Raw genomic sequence first — 17,095 nt, forward strand, 5'->3', positions numbered from 1 at the left:
GGCTTGCCATTTTGGCGCGGGACGATCGGTAGACGGCGCAGGCGCGATTGCAGCCGGCTTGACTAGTCTGGAAGATAGCGTGGTTTGCCCTGCGCCTTCGCCCTGGGGTTCAGGGCACCCACGTGCAGCAAATCCTCATCGTCTTTAATGTATTAACGAGGCCCTATGCCAAGCGCATTCGAGAGCGTACTCAAAAACAAGAACATGGCTTATCGCCCGCTCGGCGCGGCGCCCGCCAGCCAGGCGCCGATCCGCGTCGCGTTCGTATTGATGGACAACTTCTCGATGATGTCCTTCACCGGCGCGGTGGACGCGCTGGTGACCGCCAACCTGATGAGCGACATGCCCCTCTATGAGGTGCTGACGGTGGGGGTTTCAGGTGGGCAGGTGACGAGCGACCTGGGCATTGTCATCTCGACGGACATCGAACTGGCGCAGATGCCGGAAAACCACGACGTGCTGATCGTCGCTGGGGGCTTTCGGGTGAAGTTGCAAGGCCATCCCTTGCTGCGCCGCAAGCTGCGTGCGAATGCGGCGTCCGGGGCGATCCTGGGCGGGTTGTGGAACGGTGCCTTTTTCGTGGCCGATGCCAATCTGCTGGATGGTTTCGAATGCGCTGTCCACCCGGAAAGCCGCGCCATGATGGCGGAGGTGTTTCCTCATGTGAAGGTGTCCAGCCGGGCCTATGTGGTTGACCGGGAGCGGGTCAGTTGCGCCGGCGCCAACAGTTCGCTGCGCATGATGCTCCAGTTGATTCGCCAGACGGGCGGAGCGGCGCTGGTGGGGGCCATCGAGGAAATTCTGCGTTGCGATGAGTCAGGCGACGATGCGACGGACTTGCCGCCGGTTTTCGTCGAGACCGACCCGACGCTGCCGGAAAGCCTCAAGTTGGCGTTGGAGCTGATGTGGCAGAACGTAGAGGAGCCTTTGACCATCGATGAGCTGGCGGCGTGCGTGAAGATTTCCAAGCGCCAGTTGGAGCGACGGTTCTGCAGTTTTCTCGGCGCGACCCCAACGCGCTATTACCTGGAGCTGCGCCTGACGCGTGCGCGCCAACTCATCCAGCAAACCAATCGGTCCGTGACCGAAATCGCCGTGGCGACAGGCTTCGTCAGCTCGCCGCACTTCCAGCGTCGTTTTCGGGATTTCTTTGGTGTGCCGCCTGGCAGTTACCGCTCGAAATCGGAGCGCAAACAAGCCTTGCGATAAAACCGCTGTTCGATCAGGGATGAGTTTTTAGGGCGGGGAGAGGCGTTGCCGCCGCGCTATAGCGCGGGACCTGTGTGGGAGCAAGCTTTGCTCCCACACAGGTCCCGCGTCAGCTGTTATCGTCGGTTTGTGCTTCGGTGGGCAGGTCTTCAGTCTGCGGAGCGGCTTGCGACGCGGTCAAGGTCGTCTCCTTGCACAGCACCTTACCTACTTCATCGGCTATCGAGCCGTCGATGATTCGCCCTTGCATCTGGTCGAACTCGGCTTTCTCCACCCCAGCGAGACTGTTGTACATCCCCATGTGCCGTACATTGCGACTGGTGCAGTCGAGTTCCAGTTTCGTGTAGTTGGTGAAGTAGGTGCCCGTTCTCTGCACGGTGGCCTGGATGGCTGAACCGCTGTGGACAGACGAGACGATGGAGTACACGGCATCCGAATCATCGTAAAGGTATTTGATGTTCTGGACATCCGCGGCCGCACTGCACGCAATCGAGATTAAAGCGAGGGATATGACGGTTTTCATGCTTTCTTCCGTGAATAAGCAAGTCAGGAGAGAATTAATGGCAAAGTGAGATCATTTTGCCTAGGCTCTTGCGTCGGGTCAATTTGCTTCAGGCGGTATCAATGACCGTCGGTCAGAAACGAAATCCTTTCGGGAACTTTATAGATTGACCCGCCTCGTGGCAACAGATGAGCGCATTTCAGGTGCGCAATGAGCCTGCCCGAGGCGCGTCGCAGCTCCATTAGATCAAAGCTTGAATTTGACCAAACGCCTGACTTTTTTTAGAAGTTTTTCGTCTGAGTTACCTTCGTAATCATGACTTCAAGACTTTCGAGCGACTGTTACCCATGAATGGGAAATCGAGCAGCATTGAACAGTGCCGAGTAGGCAAACCCGGCCACTGCCTGGAAGGTGGCGAACAATGAGTGAAGCGCCGGGGGCGGCCACCCATTCAATGTGGAGGCTCCGTTGTGAAAGACCCACTATTAAAAATCCATTGTGGGAGCGAGCTTGCTCGCGATGGCGGAGTGTCAGCTACATGAATATCGGCTGACCTGAGGCCATCGCGAGCAAGCTCGCTCCCACAGGGTTTACAGGTAACTTCATAGCATCTGTGACAGTTTCTCCCACAGAGGTTAAAGGGTGCTTCATGGCATCTGTGGCAGTTCCTGCGGCCGCAGATCGAACACCAGTACCTCGGCATCCTGGCCATTGCTTAAGTTCAGGACCTGCTCCTCGCGCACCCGCACGCCATCACCTTCGCGCAGTTGCACGCCGTTGAGCTCGACAGCGCCTCGGGCCACGTGCACGTAGGCATAACGATCCGGTGGCAGGGTCAGGGTGGCGCTTTGCTCGCCATCGAATAACCCGGCGTAGACCCGCGCATCCTGGCGCACCTGGAGCGAGCCGTCGGCGCCGTCCGGGGAGATGATCAATTGCAGGCGACCCTGTTTCTGCTCGCGACGAAAGTGCTCCTGTTGATAACGGGGGGTGGCACCGCTGACGTCGGGCACGATCCAGATCTGCAGGAAGTGCACCGGCTCGTCCGCACTGTGGTTGAACTCGCTGTGGGCCACGCCGCTGCCGGCGCTCATCAATTGCACGTCACCGGGGCGAATGACCGAGCCCGTGCCCAGGGTGTCCTTGTGTTCCAGCGCCCCTTCGAGCACATAGGAAAAGATCTCCATGTCCCGGTGGGGATGCTGGCCGAAACCCTTGGCGGCGGCGACCCGGTCGTCGTTGATGACCAGCAGGTCGGAGAAACCCTGCTCGTTGAGGTTACGGTAACTGGCGAACGAGAAGGTGTGGAACGAGGTCAGCCAGCCGTGACGGGCAATGCCGCGGTCCGAAGCTTTGCGAAGGGTCAGCATGATGAGTTCTCCTGATATTCAAGGGCGGCGGCTGGGGCCGTTCGCCGGGTTCAGAAGAAGGTTAATGGTTATCCGTAGGTTCAATAAGCAGGTGAAAAACGAAAGACTGTCTGTTTTGAGTGGACAATACTCAAATGTCACCAGCAGTCGCTTCGCTTCGCCATAATGCTGAGGCGTTTACGCTAGACAACACCTGTGGGAGCGAGCTTGCTCGCGATAGGGGTATGCCAGTCACCTTGATGCTGGCTGATCCAACGCTATCGTGAGCAAGCTCGCTCCCACAGGGGCATTTACAGTTTCTGGATTTTTTGGCGTCTTTTTTAATGAAAACCGTTGCAATGGTGCTGTTCCCGGATTTTTTGCTGCTCGACATGGCCGGGCCTCTCGAAGTGTTTTCCATCGCCAATCGTTACCTCGAACCGGACCTGCGTTATCAACTGCTGACCCTGGGCACCGATCGCGGGCCGTTGCGAGCGTCCAACGGCGTGTCGGTGCAGGCTGATATCCATATCGACCAGGCGTGGGCGGCGTATGACGTGTTGCTGGTGCCGGGCGGGCCGGGGGCCTATAACAACCAGCATCCGGGGTTGTACACCTGGCTGCGGGCCGCGGCGCAGCGGGCTACACGCTATGGTTCTATCTGCACCGGTGCCTTTATGCTCGGTGAGGCGGGCTTGCTTGACGGTTATCGCGTCACCACCCACTGGCATTACACCGAACGCCTGATACAACGTTTCCCCAAGGCCCTGGTGGAAACCGACAAGATCTTCCTGCAGGACCGCCGCCTGATCACCTCGGGCGGCGTCACGGCCGGGATCGACTTGGCCCTGGCCATCGTCGCCCAGGACCATGGCCGCAAAGTCGCGTTGGACGTGGCCAAGGTGCTGCTGGTGGTGATGAAACGCCAGGGCGGACAAGCGCAGTTCAGCCCCTTGGTGGCGGCGGTGTCGACGCAGGAATCGGCCATTACCCGGGTGCAGAACCACGTGATGGAGCATCTGGAAGAACCGTTCACCATTGAGCGCATGGCTGCCTTGGCCGCCATGAGCGCGCGGCATTTCGCCCGGGTCTTTGCCCGTGAAGTGAAGATGACGCCTATGGAATTCCTGCAAGGCGCGCGCATCGACCGGGCGCGTCATCTGCTGGAAACCACCGATCTGCCGCTCAAGACCGTGGCGTTTCGCAGCGGTTTCGGCAGTGTGCGGCACATGCGGTTTTTGTTCGGTGAAAAGCTCGGCCTGACCCCGGTGCAATATCGTCAGCAGTTCAGTTGAGCCGTCGGTGTCCGTCCAGGGCACCGTGATGTCCGTGGCGCTCCCAGTGCCAGCATTGTCCTGAAGCCTGTGCCTGCCAAGATAACGGCGAACCCTTTGGAAAGGATGCGCAGGAGCCAGGGCAAACGTGTTCGGTGATCCGCACGCTGACGCCCGCACCGGTTATCCGGCGCTGGATCGCATGAATAGTTTCGTCAAACCCGATAGTGAGCCGGCGGTGAGCTTTGGTCCGTTCGCCTTCTACCGCCAGCAGCGGCTGGTCACCCGTGACGGCCAACCCCTCGCGCTGGGTGGCCGGGCCCTGGATGTTCTGCAGGTGCTGGTGGAGCACGCCGGCCATTACGTCAGCAAGCAAACCCTCATCGCCCACGTCTGGCCTGACAGCGTCGTGGAAGCCATCAACCTGCGGGTGCACATCGCGGCGCTGCGGCGGGCCTTCGGCGACGGGCGGGACGGCGCTCGTTATATCCTCAACCATCCGCGACAAGGCTATTGCCTGGCGATGCCCCTGGTGGTGCAAGGAGGCGTTGAGTCGCCTTTCAGACCCAGGGCCGAGCGACACAACCTGCCCACGCGCTTGAGCCCGGTGGTCGGCCGCGACAGAGTCCTGGGACGGCTGTTGGCGCAAGTGCCCCGTCAAGCCCTGACCACCGTGACCGGCCCGGGCGGGAGCGGCAAGACCACCGTGGTGTTGCGGGTGGCGGAGCTGCTGCTCGAGCACTTTGAGGACGGGGCCTGGTTTGTCGACCTGGCGGCCGTCAGTGATCCCACGCAGGTGACGGCGCAGGTGACCAGCACGCTGGGCCTGGAACCCGGTTCGTTGGGCCGGGGCCTTGAGTCTTGCCGCCTATTGCTGGTGCTCGACGGGTGCGAGCACGTCCTCGATGCCTGTCGGGAGTTGGCCCAGGCACTGGCTACGGCAGCGCCGGGGGTGGCGCTGTTGTGCAGCAGCCGCGAGCCCCTGGCCCTGCCGGGCGAAAAAATCGTGCCGCTGTCGGGCCTGGCCGTGGCCTCGCCCCTGGAGCCCGAGCACCAGATCGTGGCGTGCCCGGCGGTGCAGTTGTTGGTCGAGCGGGTGGGTGCCCGGCTGCAGGGTTTCCAGCCCCATGGCCGCGACTGGCTGATCCTGGCACAGATCTGCCAGCGCCTGGACGGCTTGCCGTTGGCGTTGGAACTGGCGGCGGCCCAAGTCGATGCCTTGGGGCTGGCCGGGGTCCTCGAACAATTGGATTACGGTCTGTCACTCTTGAGTCACGGGCGGCGTACGGCGGTGGCCCGGCATCGAAGCCTGGAGGCCGTGCTGGATTCGAGTGTCGAGCGTTTGAGCGCTGACGAACAAACCGCGTTCCAGCGCCTGGCGGTGTTCGAAGGGTCGTTTACGCTCAAGGCGGCGCTGGCGGTGATCAGTTGCGCTGAACTGAGTGTCGGGCAATTGCCCTCGTTGCTGTCGCGGCTGGCGAGTGTGTCATTGCTGATGGTCGAACCGCTGGCCGAAGGAGGGCGTTTTAGACTGCTGCACACCACGCGCGCCTATGCCATGGACAAGCTGCGGCGCAGTGGTCAGTGGCCTACGTTCCATCGGCGTTACGTTCTGCAAGGTGCTTGGGGGGCGCGTCACTCAAGGCCCCAACCGGTAACTCAGCGCCTGGAGCAGGGCGCCGGCCTCCAATAAGTCGGGGGTGTCGAACCCCTCGCTGAAGCGTCGATAGACCGGCCCGAGCAGTTCCTGCGCGGCGTGCACTTGCCCGCGACGTTGCCACAAGCGGGCCAGGGACGTGGCGCTGCGCAGTTCCCAAGCCAGGGCATGCTGACGACGGGCGACGTTCAGGGCGGCCAGCAGTTGCGCTTCGGCGGCGTCTTCCAGGGAGGGTTCGTTCCGGGCCAGCCAGGTTTCGGCGCCGGCTCGCAGGATCTCCGCCGAACACCAGCCTGCGGCGCCACTGCGGGCCCGTTCCAGTTGCGCCGGGCTGACGAATTCCGGGCGCAGGGTGACGGCGATGTCCTGGATCAGCCCGTTTGTCGGGCTCATCTCCAGGGGCTGGCCATTGAATGCGCTGTCGTAATGGCAGGCCCAGTCATGGAACAGCATCACCGAATGTTTCTTGGCCTGCTGCTTCAACAGGTCGAGCCTTTCCCAGGCGGTCGGATGGTCGCCGTTGTAGTGGGCGATCACGCAACCGGTTATCGCCAGGGTGTAGCAGATCGAAATGCCGTGGTTGATCTGCAAGGCGATCTGCAACGCCAGGTTGGCGGTGCGCCGGGCTTTCTCGGCGAACCCTTGCAGCCAGAGGATGCGCGCCAGAATCGTCAGTGCAGCCACGCTCTGATCGTATTGCACACCGAAACCGTGGCTGAAGCGGCTGAGGTGGCCGCTCTGGGCCAGGCGCTGGATCACCTGTTCGGCTTCGCGCCGCGCCGCGCCCTGGTCGCCGGTGAAGTGCAGCGCCAGCACCCGCAGGCGTTGGGCGCTCAAGGACAGGGTCGGGTCGCCCTGCAAACCCAGCCGGTCGAAATCCAGGCTGTGTGCCAGGGCCTGTTGGTAGTTGCCGCAGCTGAGGTCGACCGTCATTTGCCCGGACACGGCCCGCAGTTCGCTGGCCAGGTCTTGGCATTGCCGGGCCCGTTGCCGGGCGGTGGCGAAGGCTCGGACCGTGGCCGGCGTGCCGCCCTCGGTGTGGTAGTTGAAACTGGCGTGGGCCAGTTCCAGGGCCAGGGTCAAGCGTGGGCATGGCGTGGGGCTGGCCTGCAACCATTTCAGCGCCTTGTTGACGTAGAGGCCGTGCTCCTTGAGCAGCGACAGTTCCTGCCAAAGGGGCAGGGTGCGGGCGGTCAGGCGGATCGCCACGGCGTGTGAACCCTGCGGGCCCAGGCCACGGTCGAGTGCCGCACGGATGTCGTCGCGATAGTCGGCGTAGCGGGCGATCCACAGTCGGGTGGGGGTATTTTCCCAATCGTTTTCCGCTTGCCCCATGAGCGCCAGGCAGCGTTCGGCGTGGCGTTCCTGGCTGGCCGCCAGTTCCCCGGCTTCGGCCAGTTTTTCCAAGGCGTAGCGGCGGGTGGTGTCCAGCAGGCGATAGCGCACCTCTTCATCGCCGATCTCGACGTTGAGCAACGATTTGGCGACCAACTGGCTGACCGACACCAGCACCTGTTCGGGCGCGACATGCTGGCCGACGATCACCGCCGCGGCCGAGGCCAGGTTGAAACTGCCCATGAACACCGCCAGCCGCCGCAGGCAGGTTTGCTCGCAGGCCGTGAGCAGCGCGAAGCTCCAGTCCAGCGTGGCGCGCAGGGTCTGCTGGCGCGGAGCGGCGTCGGTGTCGTTGTGAAGCAGGGCGACGCTGTCTTGCAGTTGCCGGTGCAGTGCTTCGAGGTTGAAGCGGCCGAGTTGTCCGGCAGCCAGTTCGATGGCCAGGGGAATGCCGTCCAGGCGCTGGCAGATGTCGACCACCAACGGCACCTCGCGGTCGGTCAGTTCGAAGTCGTCACGGTTGGCCATCGCGCGTTCGGCAAACAGTTGCAACGCCGGGTACTCCAGGGCGGGATAACCCTCGACGGGCATTTCCCGGGGCGGGAATGCCAGGGCATCCAGGCGTTGCACGTGTTCGCCTTCGGCGCGCAGGCCTTCGCGGCTGGTGGCCAGGATGTGCAGGTGAGGGGCGCCGCGCAGCAAGGTTTCGCTGAGCTGGGCGATGGCGTCGATCAGGTGCTCGCAGTTGTCGATCACCAGCAGTAGATGCCGCTCCCTGAGTTGCCGGGCGATGGTGTCCGGCTGGTCACCGTCGTGCAGTGGCAGATCCAGCACTGCGCATAGGTTGGGGACGATCATGGCCGGATCGTTGAGCGATGCCAGGTCCAGTAGGTAAGTGCCGTCGTAGTAGTGGCCGATCAACCGTTCAGCGACCCGCAGGGCAACGGTGGTCTTGCCGATGCCGCCGGTGCCGACCAGGGTAATGAAGCGCTTTCGTGGCAACTGGGCCACCAGGTTGTCCACCAGGGCCTGGCGTCCGATCAGGCGCGTGCGCTGCAGTGGCAGGTTGCGCGCCAGGGATGGATGAGGAATGCGCGCCAACGGGTCGAGGGATTCGAATGACAGTGGCGCGACAAAGCTGTAGCCGCGCTGCGCCACGGTGACGATGTAGCGCTGCCCGGCCTGGCCGTCCCCGAGAGCCTTGCGCAGGGCCGCGACGTGCACGCGCAGGTTGGTGTCTTCCACCACGCTCCTGGGCCAGACCCGGGCGATCAGTTGCTGCTTGCTCACCACTTCGCCGGCGTGTTCGAGCAACACCAGCAGAATCTCCACGGCCCGCCGTCCCAGGCGCAACGGTTGCTCGCCCTCCAGCACCAGGCGCTGGCGCGGATGGACCCGGTAAGGGCCGAAATGCACCGTCTGTTCGACGGGCAGGCTGAGGTATTGGCTCATGGTGCTCTCAATGTTCTGGTCCCGATGCCTGGGCTTTATCCGAGCATATTCCTCAGGTTTGGCTTCCAGCGCAACGGCGCAGGCTCTACTCCCAGCCTTCCAGCCGCCGAACCCTGTGGTGAGGGAGCGTGCTCCCGCTGGGGCGCGAAGCGGCCCCAAAAGGTCTCCAGCCCAATCAATCTGGCACACCAAAGTGACAGTCCTGGGGCTGCTGCGCAGCCCAGCGGGAGCGGGCTCCCTCGCCACAAAAGCACGCCAGTTCCAAAAAAATTAACAACGTTTAACTCACGCAAATGCTTCCTCTGACCGGACCATAAAGCGATCCACCCATCTCAAGGAATCCTGTCATGAGCACCTTCATCACCCGCGACGGCACCGAGATCTACTACAAGGATTGGGGCAGTGGTCAACCAGTGGTCTTCAGCCACGGCTGGCCGTTGAACTCGGACAGTTGGGAGGCGCAGATGATGTTTCTGGCGTCCAACGGCTATCGGGTGATCGCCCATGACCGCCGTGGGCACGGGCGTTCCAGCCAGCCTTGGGATGGCAACGACATGGACACTTACGCCGATGACCTGGCCGAGCTGATCGAACGCCTGGACTTGAAGGACGCGGTGCTGCTTGGTTTCTCCACCGGCGGTGGCGAAGTGGCGCGCTACATCGGCCGTCATGGCGCGGCCCGTGTCGCCAAGCTCGGCCTGATCTCGGCGGTGACGCCGCTGATGGTCCGGACCGCGGCCAACCCTGGCGGCTTGCCCATCGAAGTGTTCGACGGTTTCCGCCAGGCCTCCCTGGCCGACCGTTCTCAGCTATACAAAGATGTGGCCAGCGCGTTTTTCGGCGCCAACCGTCCGGGCGCCAAAGTCTCCCAAGGCATGATCGACTGGTTCTGGATGCAGGGCATGCTCGCCGGCCACAAGAACACCTACGACTGCATCAAGGCGTTCTCGGAGACCGACCTGTCCGAAGACCTGCGCAACATCGACGTGCCGACCCTGGTGGTCCACGGCGATGACGACCAGGTGGTCCCCATCGAAACCGCCGGCATCGCTGCCGCCAAGTTGTTGAAGAATTCGCAGCTGCTGGTCTACCCGGGCGCGCCCCATGGCCTGACCGACACCCACAAGGACCGCTTGAACGCGGACCTGCTGGCGTTCATCCAGGGTTGATCAAGCACTAACCTGTGGGAGCGAGCTTGCTCGCGAAGAGGCCGGTACAGCAAACATCAATGCCAGCTGACCCACCGCTATCGCGAGCAAGCTCGCTCCCACAGGACCGATAGGACTCACACCCATGAACCGCAACGATTTACGCCGTCTCGACATGAACCTGCTGGTGATCTTCGAGGCGCTGATGTTCGAGAAAAACCTGACCCGCGTTGCCGAAAAGCTGTTCATGGGCCAGCCGGCGGTAAGCGCGGCGCTGGGGCGGCTGCGGGACCTGTTCGATGATCCGTTGCTGATCCGTCATGGTCGTGGCATGGAACCGACCCCGCGAGCCCTGGCGATCCTGCGAGAGCTGCAACCGGCCATGGACACCATCTCTGGCGCGGTCAGCCGGGCCAAGGCGTTCGACCCGTCCACCAGTTGCGATGTGTTTCGCATCGGTCTGTCCGACGACGCCGAATTCGGCCTGTTTCCTCCATTGTTGAGCCAACTGCGCGAAGAGGCGCCGGGGATCATCGTGGTGGTGCGACGGGCCAATTTCCTGCTGATGTCATCGCTGCTGGCCAGCGGTGAAATCAGCGTCGGCGTGAGCTACACCACCGATCTGCCGGCCAACGCCAAGCGCAAGAAACTGCGGGACATTCCTTGCAAGGTCTTGCGTGGCGACAAGCGCCCGGGGCCGCTGACCCTGGACGAGTACTGCTCGCGGCCCCACGCCATGGTTTCGTTTTCGGGCGACCTGAGCGGCAACATCGACCTGGACCTGGCCCGCATCGGCCGCAGCCGCAAAGTGGTGTTGGCGGTGCCGCAATTCAGCGGCCTGCGGGCCTTGCTTGCCGGCACCGAACTGATCGCCACCGTGCCCGACTATGCAGCCTGCGCGCTGGTGGAAGGCTGCGCGCTGCGTGCCGAGGACCCGCCGTTCGAGATCAATGCCGCCGAACTGTCGATGGTCTGGAGCGGCGTGCATGACAACGACCCGGCCGAACGCTGGCTGCGCTCGCGCATTGCCAGCCACATGTCCCAACCATTGCCGGCCGAAGCCTCGGCCGCCCCGGAAGGAGCCCACCGATGAACATGACCGATGAGCGCCCATTGCAGGACCTGGGCTTGTTGTTCCTGCGCCTGAGCGGCGGGTTGTTCCTGCTGTGGGTTCATGGGCTGCCGAAGCTGTTGCACTACAGCGTCGAGCTGACCCGCATCGAAGACCCGTTTCACCTCGGCGCGGCGCCAACCCTGATCCTGGCGATTTTCGCCGAAGTGCTGTGTCCGCTGCTGATCATGGCCGGTGTGCTGGTGCGCCTGGCGTGCCTGCCGATCCTGTTTTTGCTGGCCGTGGCGCTGCTGGTGGTGCACCCGCAGTGGAGCCTGGAGGAAGGCCAGTTCGGTTGGTTGCTGTTGATTGTATTTACCAGCGTGTTCATTGCCGGGCCTGGGCGCCTGGCGCTGAACGCGCGTTTTGATGGAGTGCTGCGCCATGCCTGAATCTCAAGCTGTTGAATCCACCGCGAGCCCATCCCGGCCCGGCTTCGACGAAATCGTCACCCTGGTGGTCAAGCACCGGATCAAGGCCGGACAGGACGGTGCCTATGAAGCCTGGTTGCGGCGCATTGTCAGCGTGGCTGGCCAGTGGCCGGGCCATCTGGGGGTGGATGTGGTGCGGGGCAAGCAGGGTGGTTTGTCGCTGTTCACCTGTGTGCTGCGGTTCTGCTCCACCGAGGCCATGCAACGCTGGCTGGATTCGCCCGAGCGCCGTGAGCTGGTGGAAGAGGCCGCGCCTCTGCTGGCCGACGGCGACCAGACCGAAGTCGCCTCGCACAAGGAGTTCTGGTTCGCCCCGCTGGCCGATGCCGCCACGCCACCGCCGCGCTGGAAGCAATCGGTGGTGACGCTGCTGGTCATCCTGCCGCACACCTTGCTGGTGCCGTTGCTCTGGGGCCCGCTGCTGCAACTCCACGCGTTTCTGTCCAACTATGTGGTCGCCACGTTTCTGATCACCGTGACCATCGTGCTTTCGGTGGTGTACGTGTGCATGCCGCTGGCGACCCGTCTGTTCGCGCCGTGGCTGGAAGCGTCCAAGGCTCATGAACATCTGGAGTCCGGCCATGGCCAATAAGGACGATCCAACCGATCCGCTGCGCCGCCAGTTGCTGGCCGCCGGCTCCTTGCTCAGCGCCGCCGCGGCTTTCTGGCCACGCCTGTCACTTGCCTCTTCCCATTCAGAAGGAAATCCCATGAACGCCGATCTGATTCTGTTCAATGGCCAGTTCCATACCGTCGACCGTGAGAAACCCCGCGCCAGCGCAGTAGCCATCAGCCAGGGGCGCTTCGTCGCGGTAGGCACCGACGCCGAGGCCATGGCCCTGCGCGGCAGCGGCACCCAGGTCATCGACCTCAAGGGCCGCACGGTCATTCCCGGCCTCAACGACTCGCACTTGCACCTGATTCGTGGCGGCCTGAACTACAACCTGGAGCTGCGCTGGGAAGGCGTGCCGTCCCTGGCCGATGCCTTGCGCATGCTCAAGGACCAGGCCGACCGCACACCGACACCGCAGTGGGTGCGCGTGGTGGGGGGGTGGAATGAATTCCAGTTCGCCGAAAAACGCATGCCGACCCTGGAAGAACTCAACCAGGCGGCCCCCGATACGCCGGTGTTCGTGTTGCACTTGTATGACCGAGCCTTGCTCAACCGCGCCGCGCTGCGGGTGGCAGGTTACACCCGCGACACGCCGAACCCGCCAGGTGGCGAGATCGTGCGGGACAGCAAGGGCGAGCCCACCGGCATGCTGGTAGCGCGGCCCAACGCAATGATCCTTTACTCGACGCTGGCCAAAGGGCCGAAGTTGCCACTGGAGTACCAGGTCAACTCCACCCGCCAGTTCATGCGTGAACTCAATCGCCTGGGCCTGACCAGCGCCATCGACGCTGGCGGCGGTTTCCAGAACTACCCGGACGACTACGCGGTGATCGAGCAGTTGGCCCGCGAGCAGCAGTTGACGGTGCGCATCGCCTACAACCTGTTCACCCAGAAGCCCAAGGAAGAACTCAGCGACTTCAAGAACTGGACCGGCAGCGTCAAGCTGCACCAGGGCGACGACTTCCTGCGGCACAACGGTGCCGGGGAAATGCTGGTGTTCTCGGCGGCGGATTTCGAGGACTTCCTCGAGCCACGTCCGGACCTGCCACCGGGCATGGAGCAGGACCTGGAGCCGGTGGTCCGGCACCTGGTGGAGCAGCGCTGGCCATTCCGCCTGCACGCCACCTATGACGAATCCATCAGTCGCATGCTCGACGTGTTCGAGAAGGTCAACCGCGACATTCCATTCAACGGCCTGCCGTGGTTCTTCGACCACGCCGAGACCATCACGCCGAAGAACATCGAACGCGTGCGGGCGCTGGGTGGCGGCATTGCGATCCAGGATCGCATGGCCTTCCAAGGCGAATACTTCGTCGACCGCTACGGTGCCAAGGCCGCCGAAGCCACGCCACCGATCAAGCGCATGCTGGCCGAAGGCGTACCGGTGGGGGCTGGTACCGACGCTACTCGGGTGTCGAGCTACAACCCCTGGACCTCGCTGTACTGGATGGTCAGCGGCCGCACGGTCGGTGGTCTTTCGTTGCACGAAGAGGGCCTGCCGCGCCTGACCGCGTTGGAATTGTTCACCCATGGCAGCGCTTGGTTCTCCTCGGAGCAGGGCAAGAAAGGCCAGATCAAGGTCGGCCAACTGGCGGACCTGGCGGCCCTGAGCGCGGACTTCTTCAGTGTCGAGGAAGAAGCCATCAAGTGGATCGAGTCCGTGCTGACGGTGGTCGACGGCAAGGTGGTGTACGCCGCTGGCGACTTTGAAAAGCTAGGGCCGGCCAGTGTGCCGGTGCTGCCGGACTGGTCGCCGGTGGTCAAGGTCCCGGGGCACTGGCGTCCGACATCACCGTTGCAGGCCCAGGTCCACCAGTGCAGCGGTCCGTGCACGGTGCACTCCCACAGCCATGAACGCGCACGACTGTCGAACGTCCCGGTCAGCGATTTCCAAGGTTTCTGGGGCGCGTTTGGCTGTTCCTGTTTTGCTTTCTGACTAACGCACCGATTTTCTCCTGTGGGAGCGAGCTTGCTCGCGATGGCGGCGGAACATTCAACATCGCCTCGGCCTGACATTCCGCTATCGCGAGCAAGCTCGCTCCCACAGGGTTTTGTCACAAACCATCCCAAAGGAGTCATCCCATGAGCAACGTTCCCGCTTACAACCGTCTGAACAAAGACGACGCGGTCGTCCTGCTGGTCGATCACCAGACCGGCCTGATTTCCCTGGTCCAGGACTTCTCGCCCAACGAGTTCAAGAACAACGTGTTGGCCTTGGCCGACCTGGCGAAGTTCTTCGAACTGCCGACCATCCTGACCACCAGCTTCGAACAAGGCCCCAACGGCCCGATCGTGCCGGAACTCAAGGAAATGTTCCCGGACGCGCCGTACATCCCGCGTCCAGGCCAGATCAATGCCTGGGACAACGAAGACTTCGTCAAGGCGATCAAGGCCACCGGCCGCAAGCAATTGATCATCGCGGGCGTGGTCACCGATGTCTGCGTGGCGTTCCCGACCCTGTCGGCGCTGGCTGAAGGGTTCGACGTGTTCGTCGTGACCGATGCTTCGGGCACGTTCAACGAAACCGTGCAACAGGCCGCCTGGGTCCGCATGACCGCTGCCGGCGCGCAGATGATGAACTGGTTCTCGGTGGCCTGTGAGTTGCACCGCGACTGGCGCAACGACATCGAAGGCCTGGGCAACCTGCTGTCCCAGCGCATTCCGAACTACCGCAACCTGATGAACAGCTACTCGGCGTTGACGGCCAAGTAAGCGGTTCATGCTGGATGGCGCCCGCCTTGTGCGGGCGTTTTTGTGTCTGGCATTAGGTTTTTGCAAGCTGTACCGCCGCTATCGCGAGCAAGCTCGCTCCCACAGGGTTCCCGGTGATTACAAGATCCGAGTACACCCTCGAACCTTGTGGGAGCGAGCTTGCTCGCGATGGCGTCGGCACATCAACAGCTAGGCAATCAGACTCATCAAGACCACAATGCTCAATTCGTCCCCCTGACTGTCCACCCCAGGAATGACAATGAACCCCTTCGAAGAAATGCGCATCTTTGCCCAGGTCATGGAGTCAGGCAGCTTCACCGCCGCAGCGGACAAGCTGGGGCTGTCCAAGCAGTTCGTCAGCCGCAAGCTCATGGCCTTGGAACAGCGCCTGGGCGTGCGCCTGCTCAATCGCTCGACCCGCCGGCTGGACGTTACCCCGTTGGGGCAGCGCTATTACGAAGCGTCGCTGCGCCTGCTCAATGACGTCGAACAGGTGGAGCAGGGCATCAGCGGCCAGACCAGTGAGCCCCGCGGCACCGTCCGGCTCAGCGCGCCGCTGTCTTTCGCCGTGGCGCACTTGGGCAGCCTGTTGCCGCTGTTTCTGCAGCGGTATCCAGGCGTCAGCGTCGAAGTGGACCTGAGCGACCGTTCGGTGGACTTGCTGGGGGAGGGCTATGACCTGGCGCTGCGCATCGGCGTGCTGGAGGATTCGACGCTGATTGCCCGGCGCATCGCGGCCATCGAGCGGGTGTACTGCGCCAGTCCCGCCTACCTGGCGCAAAAAGGCACGCCCACGCGACCTGAAGACCTGCGCCATCACGACTGCCTGCCCTATGGTCACAGCCGCCAGGTGCAATGGCGTTTCGCAGGCGCCGGCAAACCGTTGACCCTGGAGGTCACGGGACGCATGCGCGCCAATAACGGTGATTTGCTCAGGGACGCGGCCATTGCCGGGATGGGGATCACCTACCTGCCCACCTTCATCCTCGGCGATGCCTTGAAGGACGGTCGGTTGATCCAGGTGTTGGCGGGGTTTGAAACCGAGCCCTTGGCGTTGTCGGCGGTCTACCCGCAACATCGCCAAGGCTCACGCCCTGTGCAGGCGTTCGTGGAATTCTTGCGTGAACACATGCAGTAAAGCGTTAAAGCGTCGCAACGCATTCAGCCGTCACATGACGGCTGAAGCATCCACGGCGCTTTGATCAGGCGGCGAGATTGGCGCTGCTCAGTTCTTTTTTGTACTGCGCTTTCATGGCTTCCATGTCCGCACCCAAGGCGTCCAGTTTGGCTTTGCCCAGCAGTTTTTTCGCTTGGGGGAACATTTCCTTTTCTTCCTCCTCGATGTGGTGCTCAAGCAGCTCCTTGACCACTTTCACGCGACCGGCGAACTCCGGCTGGGTCGGATCGGTGGTTTTCAGATCCGGCAGCACCAGCGAGTCGACGGTACGGTGTTCTTCCTTGGCCTCGTAATACATTTCGGCCTCGTCTTTTCCGCCTGCTTGTTTGAAAGCCGGGTACAGAATCTCTTCTTCCAGGCGGGTATGGATGGAAATTTCCATTTCAAGTTTCGCCAACAGGTCGGTGCGTTTTTTCACGGCGCGGTCGGTCGACTCGCTCAGTTGAGTCAGGATGGCTTTGACACGTTCGTGGTCGGCTTTCAACAGATCGATGGCATTCATGTGTAGCTCCTCGGCAATTCACGGATGCGGGCAGGCTTTGAGCGCCGACGCCGCGTAAAGGTTGAATTGCATCAGCCGTGCCAGCCGAGACGGGTTTTAAAACTCTTTAAAAACAATGGGTTGAGACGCTCAGGATTTTCAGTGTCGTGCAAGCTGCATGAGCCGGGTAGGAAACGCGTTGCACTTTGCGCTGATGGTCTGCGGCGACGCTTCACTCTCGAGACTCATCTGAGCGGATCTGCGGATGGAAAAAGCCACTGCGCTTTGGCAATCAGGCGGGTCGAGCCGAAGTTATCGATCCCCGCTGAGACTATCGGCCCAAGCCTGGACTGCCTGGTGGTCAATCACTCGGCCAGCGTCAACATCGGCCAAGGCTTCATGAGTCAGGAGACTCCGTTCCTCCTCCTGGTCTATCCACGCAGACAGCGCTTGTTTGACGATCCAGTCCCTGGAGCGCCCAAGGTTCTCGGTCATCAGATCGACTTTTTCGGCCAGGTGCACCGGGACCTGAACGGTGACGGACCGAGTTTTTGCGAGGGTTGTCATGACGGATTTCTCCTTTGGCAATTGGCAATGCTAGCCAGTCTTCTAAAGCAGTCGCTTCTGAGCGGTGATTCGTTCTG

15 protein-coding genes are annotated in these 17,095 nt (G+C 62.4%); 10 read left to right on the forward strand and 5 right to left on the reverse strand.

Annotation, left to right across the window (positions count from 1 at the left end; translation table 11 throughout):
* Positions 1-165: 165 nt before the first annotated feature.
* Positions 166-1,209, forward strand: a complete 1,044-nt coding sequence (locus AC3A5O_RS07315; RefSeq protein WP_122568488.1) for a GlxA family transcriptional regulator — start codon at positions 166-168, stop codon at positions 1,207-1,209.
* 109 nt (positions 1,210-1,318) lie between these two features.
* On the opposite strand, the gene AC3A5O_RS07320 is transcribed toward AC3A5O_RS07315, so the two are convergent.
* On the reverse strand, positions 1,319-1,732 hold the full coding sequence (locus tag AC3A5O_RS07320; RefSeq protein ID WP_122568489.1) for a hypothetical protein: 414 nt from the start codon (positions 1,730-1,732) through the stop codon (positions 1,319-1,321).
* Between the two features lie 626 nt (positions 1,733-2,358).
* Entirely contained in the window at positions 2,359-3,081 is a 723-nt protein-coding gene (locus tag AC3A5O_RS07325) for a pirin family protein (RefSeq protein WP_305467638.1), read from the reverse strand.
* A gap of 323 nt (positions 3,082-3,404) precedes the next feature.
* On the opposite strand from AC3A5O_RS07325, the gene AC3A5O_RS07330 reads away from it, so the two are divergent.
* Both AC3A5O_RS07330 and AC3A5O_RS07335 read left to right on the forward strand, forming a co-directional pair.
* The gene (locus AC3A5O_RS07330; RefSeq protein WP_122568491.1) at positions 3,405-4,355 is read left to right on the forward strand and encodes a GlxA family transcriptional regulator; all 951 of its coding nucleotides are present in this window, start codon (positions 3,405-3,407) and stop codon (positions 4,353-4,355) included.
* A 181-nt stretch (positions 4,356-4,536) separates the two neighbouring features.
* Complete coding sequence (locus AC3A5O_RS07335) at positions 4,537-6,027, forward strand: ATP-binding protein (RefSeq protein ID WP_487753131.1); 1,491 nt, start codon at positions 4,537-4,539, stop codon at positions 6,025-6,027.
* On the opposite strand, the gene AC3A5O_RS07340 is transcribed toward AC3A5O_RS07335, so the two are convergent.
* Positions 5,974-8,778: an ATP-binding protein gene (locus AC3A5O_RS07340; protein ID WP_487753022.1), complete on the reverse strand. Its 2,805-nt coding sequence runs from the start codon at positions 8,776-8,778 to the stop codon at positions 5,974-5,976. The genes AC3A5O_RS07335 and AC3A5O_RS07340 overlap by 54 nt on opposite strands.
* A gap of 347 nt (positions 8,779-9,125) precedes the next feature.
* On the opposite strand from AC3A5O_RS07340, the gene AC3A5O_RS07345 reads away from it, so the two are divergent.
* The 7 genes from AC3A5O_RS07345 (at position 9,126) to AC3A5O_RS07375 (ending at position 15,931) form a co-directional block, all read left to right on the forward strand.
* Positions 9,126-9,947, forward strand: coding sequence for an alpha/beta fold hydrolase (locus AC3A5O_RS07345; RefSeq protein WP_487753023.1), 822 nt, complete (start codon positions 9,126-9,128; stop codon positions 9,945-9,947).
* A 124-nt stretch (positions 9,948-10,071) separates the two neighbouring features.
* The gene (locus AC3A5O_RS07350; protein WP_122568494.1) at positions 10,072-11,019 is read left to right on the forward strand and encodes a LysR family transcriptional regulator; all 948 of its coding nucleotides are present in this window, start codon (positions 10,072-10,074) and stop codon (positions 11,017-11,019) included.
* Positions 11,016-11,429, forward strand: coding sequence for a DoxX family protein (locus tag AC3A5O_RS07355; protein WP_122568495.1), 414 nt, complete (start codon positions 11,016-11,018; stop codon positions 11,427-11,429). The genes AC3A5O_RS07350 and AC3A5O_RS07355 overlap by 4 nt, the downstream gene beginning before the upstream one ends.
* The gene (locus AC3A5O_RS07360) at positions 11,422-12,060 is read left to right on the forward strand and encodes an antibiotic biosynthesis monooxygenase (RefSeq protein ID WP_305467634.1); all 639 of its coding nucleotides are present in this window, start codon (positions 11,422-11,424) and stop codon (positions 12,058-12,060) included. The genes AC3A5O_RS07355 and AC3A5O_RS07360 overlap by 8 nt, the downstream gene beginning before the upstream one ends.
* Before the next feature lie 118 nt (positions 12,061-12,178).
* Positions 12,179-14,017, forward strand: coding sequence for an amidohydrolase (locus AC3A5O_RS07365; protein ID WP_003203401.1), 1,839 nt, complete (start codon positions 12,179-12,181; stop codon positions 14,015-14,017).
* A gap of 146 nt (positions 14,018-14,163) precedes the next feature.
* Positions 14,164-14,793, forward strand: a complete 630-nt coding sequence (ycaC, locus tag AC3A5O_RS07370; protein WP_014337664.1) for an isochorismate family cysteine hydrolase YcaC — start codon at positions 14,164-14,166, stop codon at positions 14,791-14,793.
* A gap of 259 nt (positions 14,794-15,052) precedes the next feature.
* A complete protein-coding gene (locus AC3A5O_RS07375; RefSeq protein WP_122568497.1) occupies positions 15,053-15,931 on the forward strand; it encodes a LysR family transcriptional regulator in 879 nt (292 codons plus the stop codon).
* A gap of 64 nt (positions 15,932-15,995) precedes the next feature.
* On the opposite strand, the gene AC3A5O_RS07380 is transcribed toward AC3A5O_RS07375, so the two are convergent.
* Both AC3A5O_RS07380 and AC3A5O_RS07385 read right to left on the reverse strand, forming a co-directional pair.
* On the reverse strand, positions 15,996-16,472 hold the full coding sequence (locus AC3A5O_RS07380) for a PA2171 family ribosome-binding persister protein (RefSeq protein ID WP_122568498.1): 477 nt from the start codon (positions 16,470-16,472) through the stop codon (positions 15,996-15,998).
* Between the two features lie 291 nt (positions 16,473-16,763).
* Complete coding sequence (locus tag AC3A5O_RS07385; RefSeq protein WP_305467631.1) at positions 16,764-17,018, reverse strand: CopG family ribbon-helix-helix protein; 255 nt, start codon at positions 17,016-17,018, stop codon at positions 16,764-16,766.
* Between the last annotated feature and the right edge of the window lie 77 nt (positions 17,019-17,095).

Source organism: Pseudomonas sp. Soil_N_39, from assembly GCF_057655955.1.

Excerpts from the sequence above, each read along its gene's own strand:
- AC3A5O_RS07330 (WP_122568491.1), top strand. The coding sequence starts at position 3,405 with ATGAAAACCGTTGCAATGGTGCTGTTCCCGGATTTTTTGCTGCTCGAC.
- AC3A5O_RS07385 (WP_305467631.1), bottom strand. The coding sequence starts at position 17,018 with ATGACAACCCTCGCAAAAACTCGGTCCGTCACCGTTCAGGTCCCGGTG.
- AC3A5O_RS07345 (WP_487753023.1), top strand. The coding sequence starts at position 9,126 with ATGAGCACCTTCATCACCCGCGACGGCACCGAGATCTACTACAAGGAT.
- AC3A5O_RS07340 (WP_487753022.1), bottom strand. The coding sequence starts at position 8,778 with ATGAGCCAATACCTCAGCCTGCCCGTCGAACAGACGGTGCATTTCGGC.
- AC3A5O_RS07325 (WP_305467638.1), bottom strand. The coding sequence starts at position 3,081 with ATGCTGACCCTTCGCAAAGCTTCGGACCGCGGCATTGCCCGTCACGGC.
- AC3A5O_RS07360 (WP_305467634.1), top strand. The coding sequence starts at position 11,422 with ATGCCTGAATCTCAAGCTGTTGAATCCACCGCGAGCCCATCCCGGCCC.
- AC3A5O_RS07355 (WP_122568495.1), top strand. The coding sequence starts at position 11,016 with ATGAACATGACCGATGAGCGCCCATTGCAGGACCTGGGCTTGTTGTTC.
- AC3A5O_RS07350 (WP_122568494.1), top strand. The coding sequence starts at position 10,072 with ATGAACCGCAACGATTTACGCCGTCTCGACATGAACCTGCTGGTGATC.
- AC3A5O_RS07335 (WP_487753131.1), top strand. The coding sequence starts at position 4,537 with ATGAATAGTTTCGTCAAACCCGATAGTGAGCCGGCGGTGAGCTTTGGT.
- AC3A5O_RS07375 (WP_122568497.1), top strand. The coding sequence starts at position 15,053 with ATGAACCCCTTCGAAGAAATGCGCATCTTTGCCCAGGTCATGGAGTCA.
- AC3A5O_RS07320 (WP_122568489.1), bottom strand. The coding sequence starts at position 1,732 with ATGAAAACCGTCATATCCCTCGCTTTAATCTCGATTGCGTGCAGTGCG.
- AC3A5O_RS07380 (WP_122568498.1), bottom strand. The coding sequence starts at position 16,472 with ATGAATGCCATCGATCTGTTGAAAGCCGACCACGAACGTGTCAAAGCC.
- AC3A5O_RS07365 (WP_003203401.1), top strand. The coding sequence starts at position 12,179 with ATGAACGCCGATCTGATTCTGTTCAATGGCCAGTTCCATACCGTCGAC.
- ycaC (WP_014337664.1), top strand. The coding sequence starts at position 14,164 with ATGAGCAACGTTCCCGCTTACAACCGTCTGAACAAAGACGACGCGGTC.
- AC3A5O_RS07315 (WP_122568488.1), top strand. The coding sequence starts at position 166 with ATGCCAAGCGCATTCGAGAGCGTACTCAAAAACAAGAACATGGCTTAT.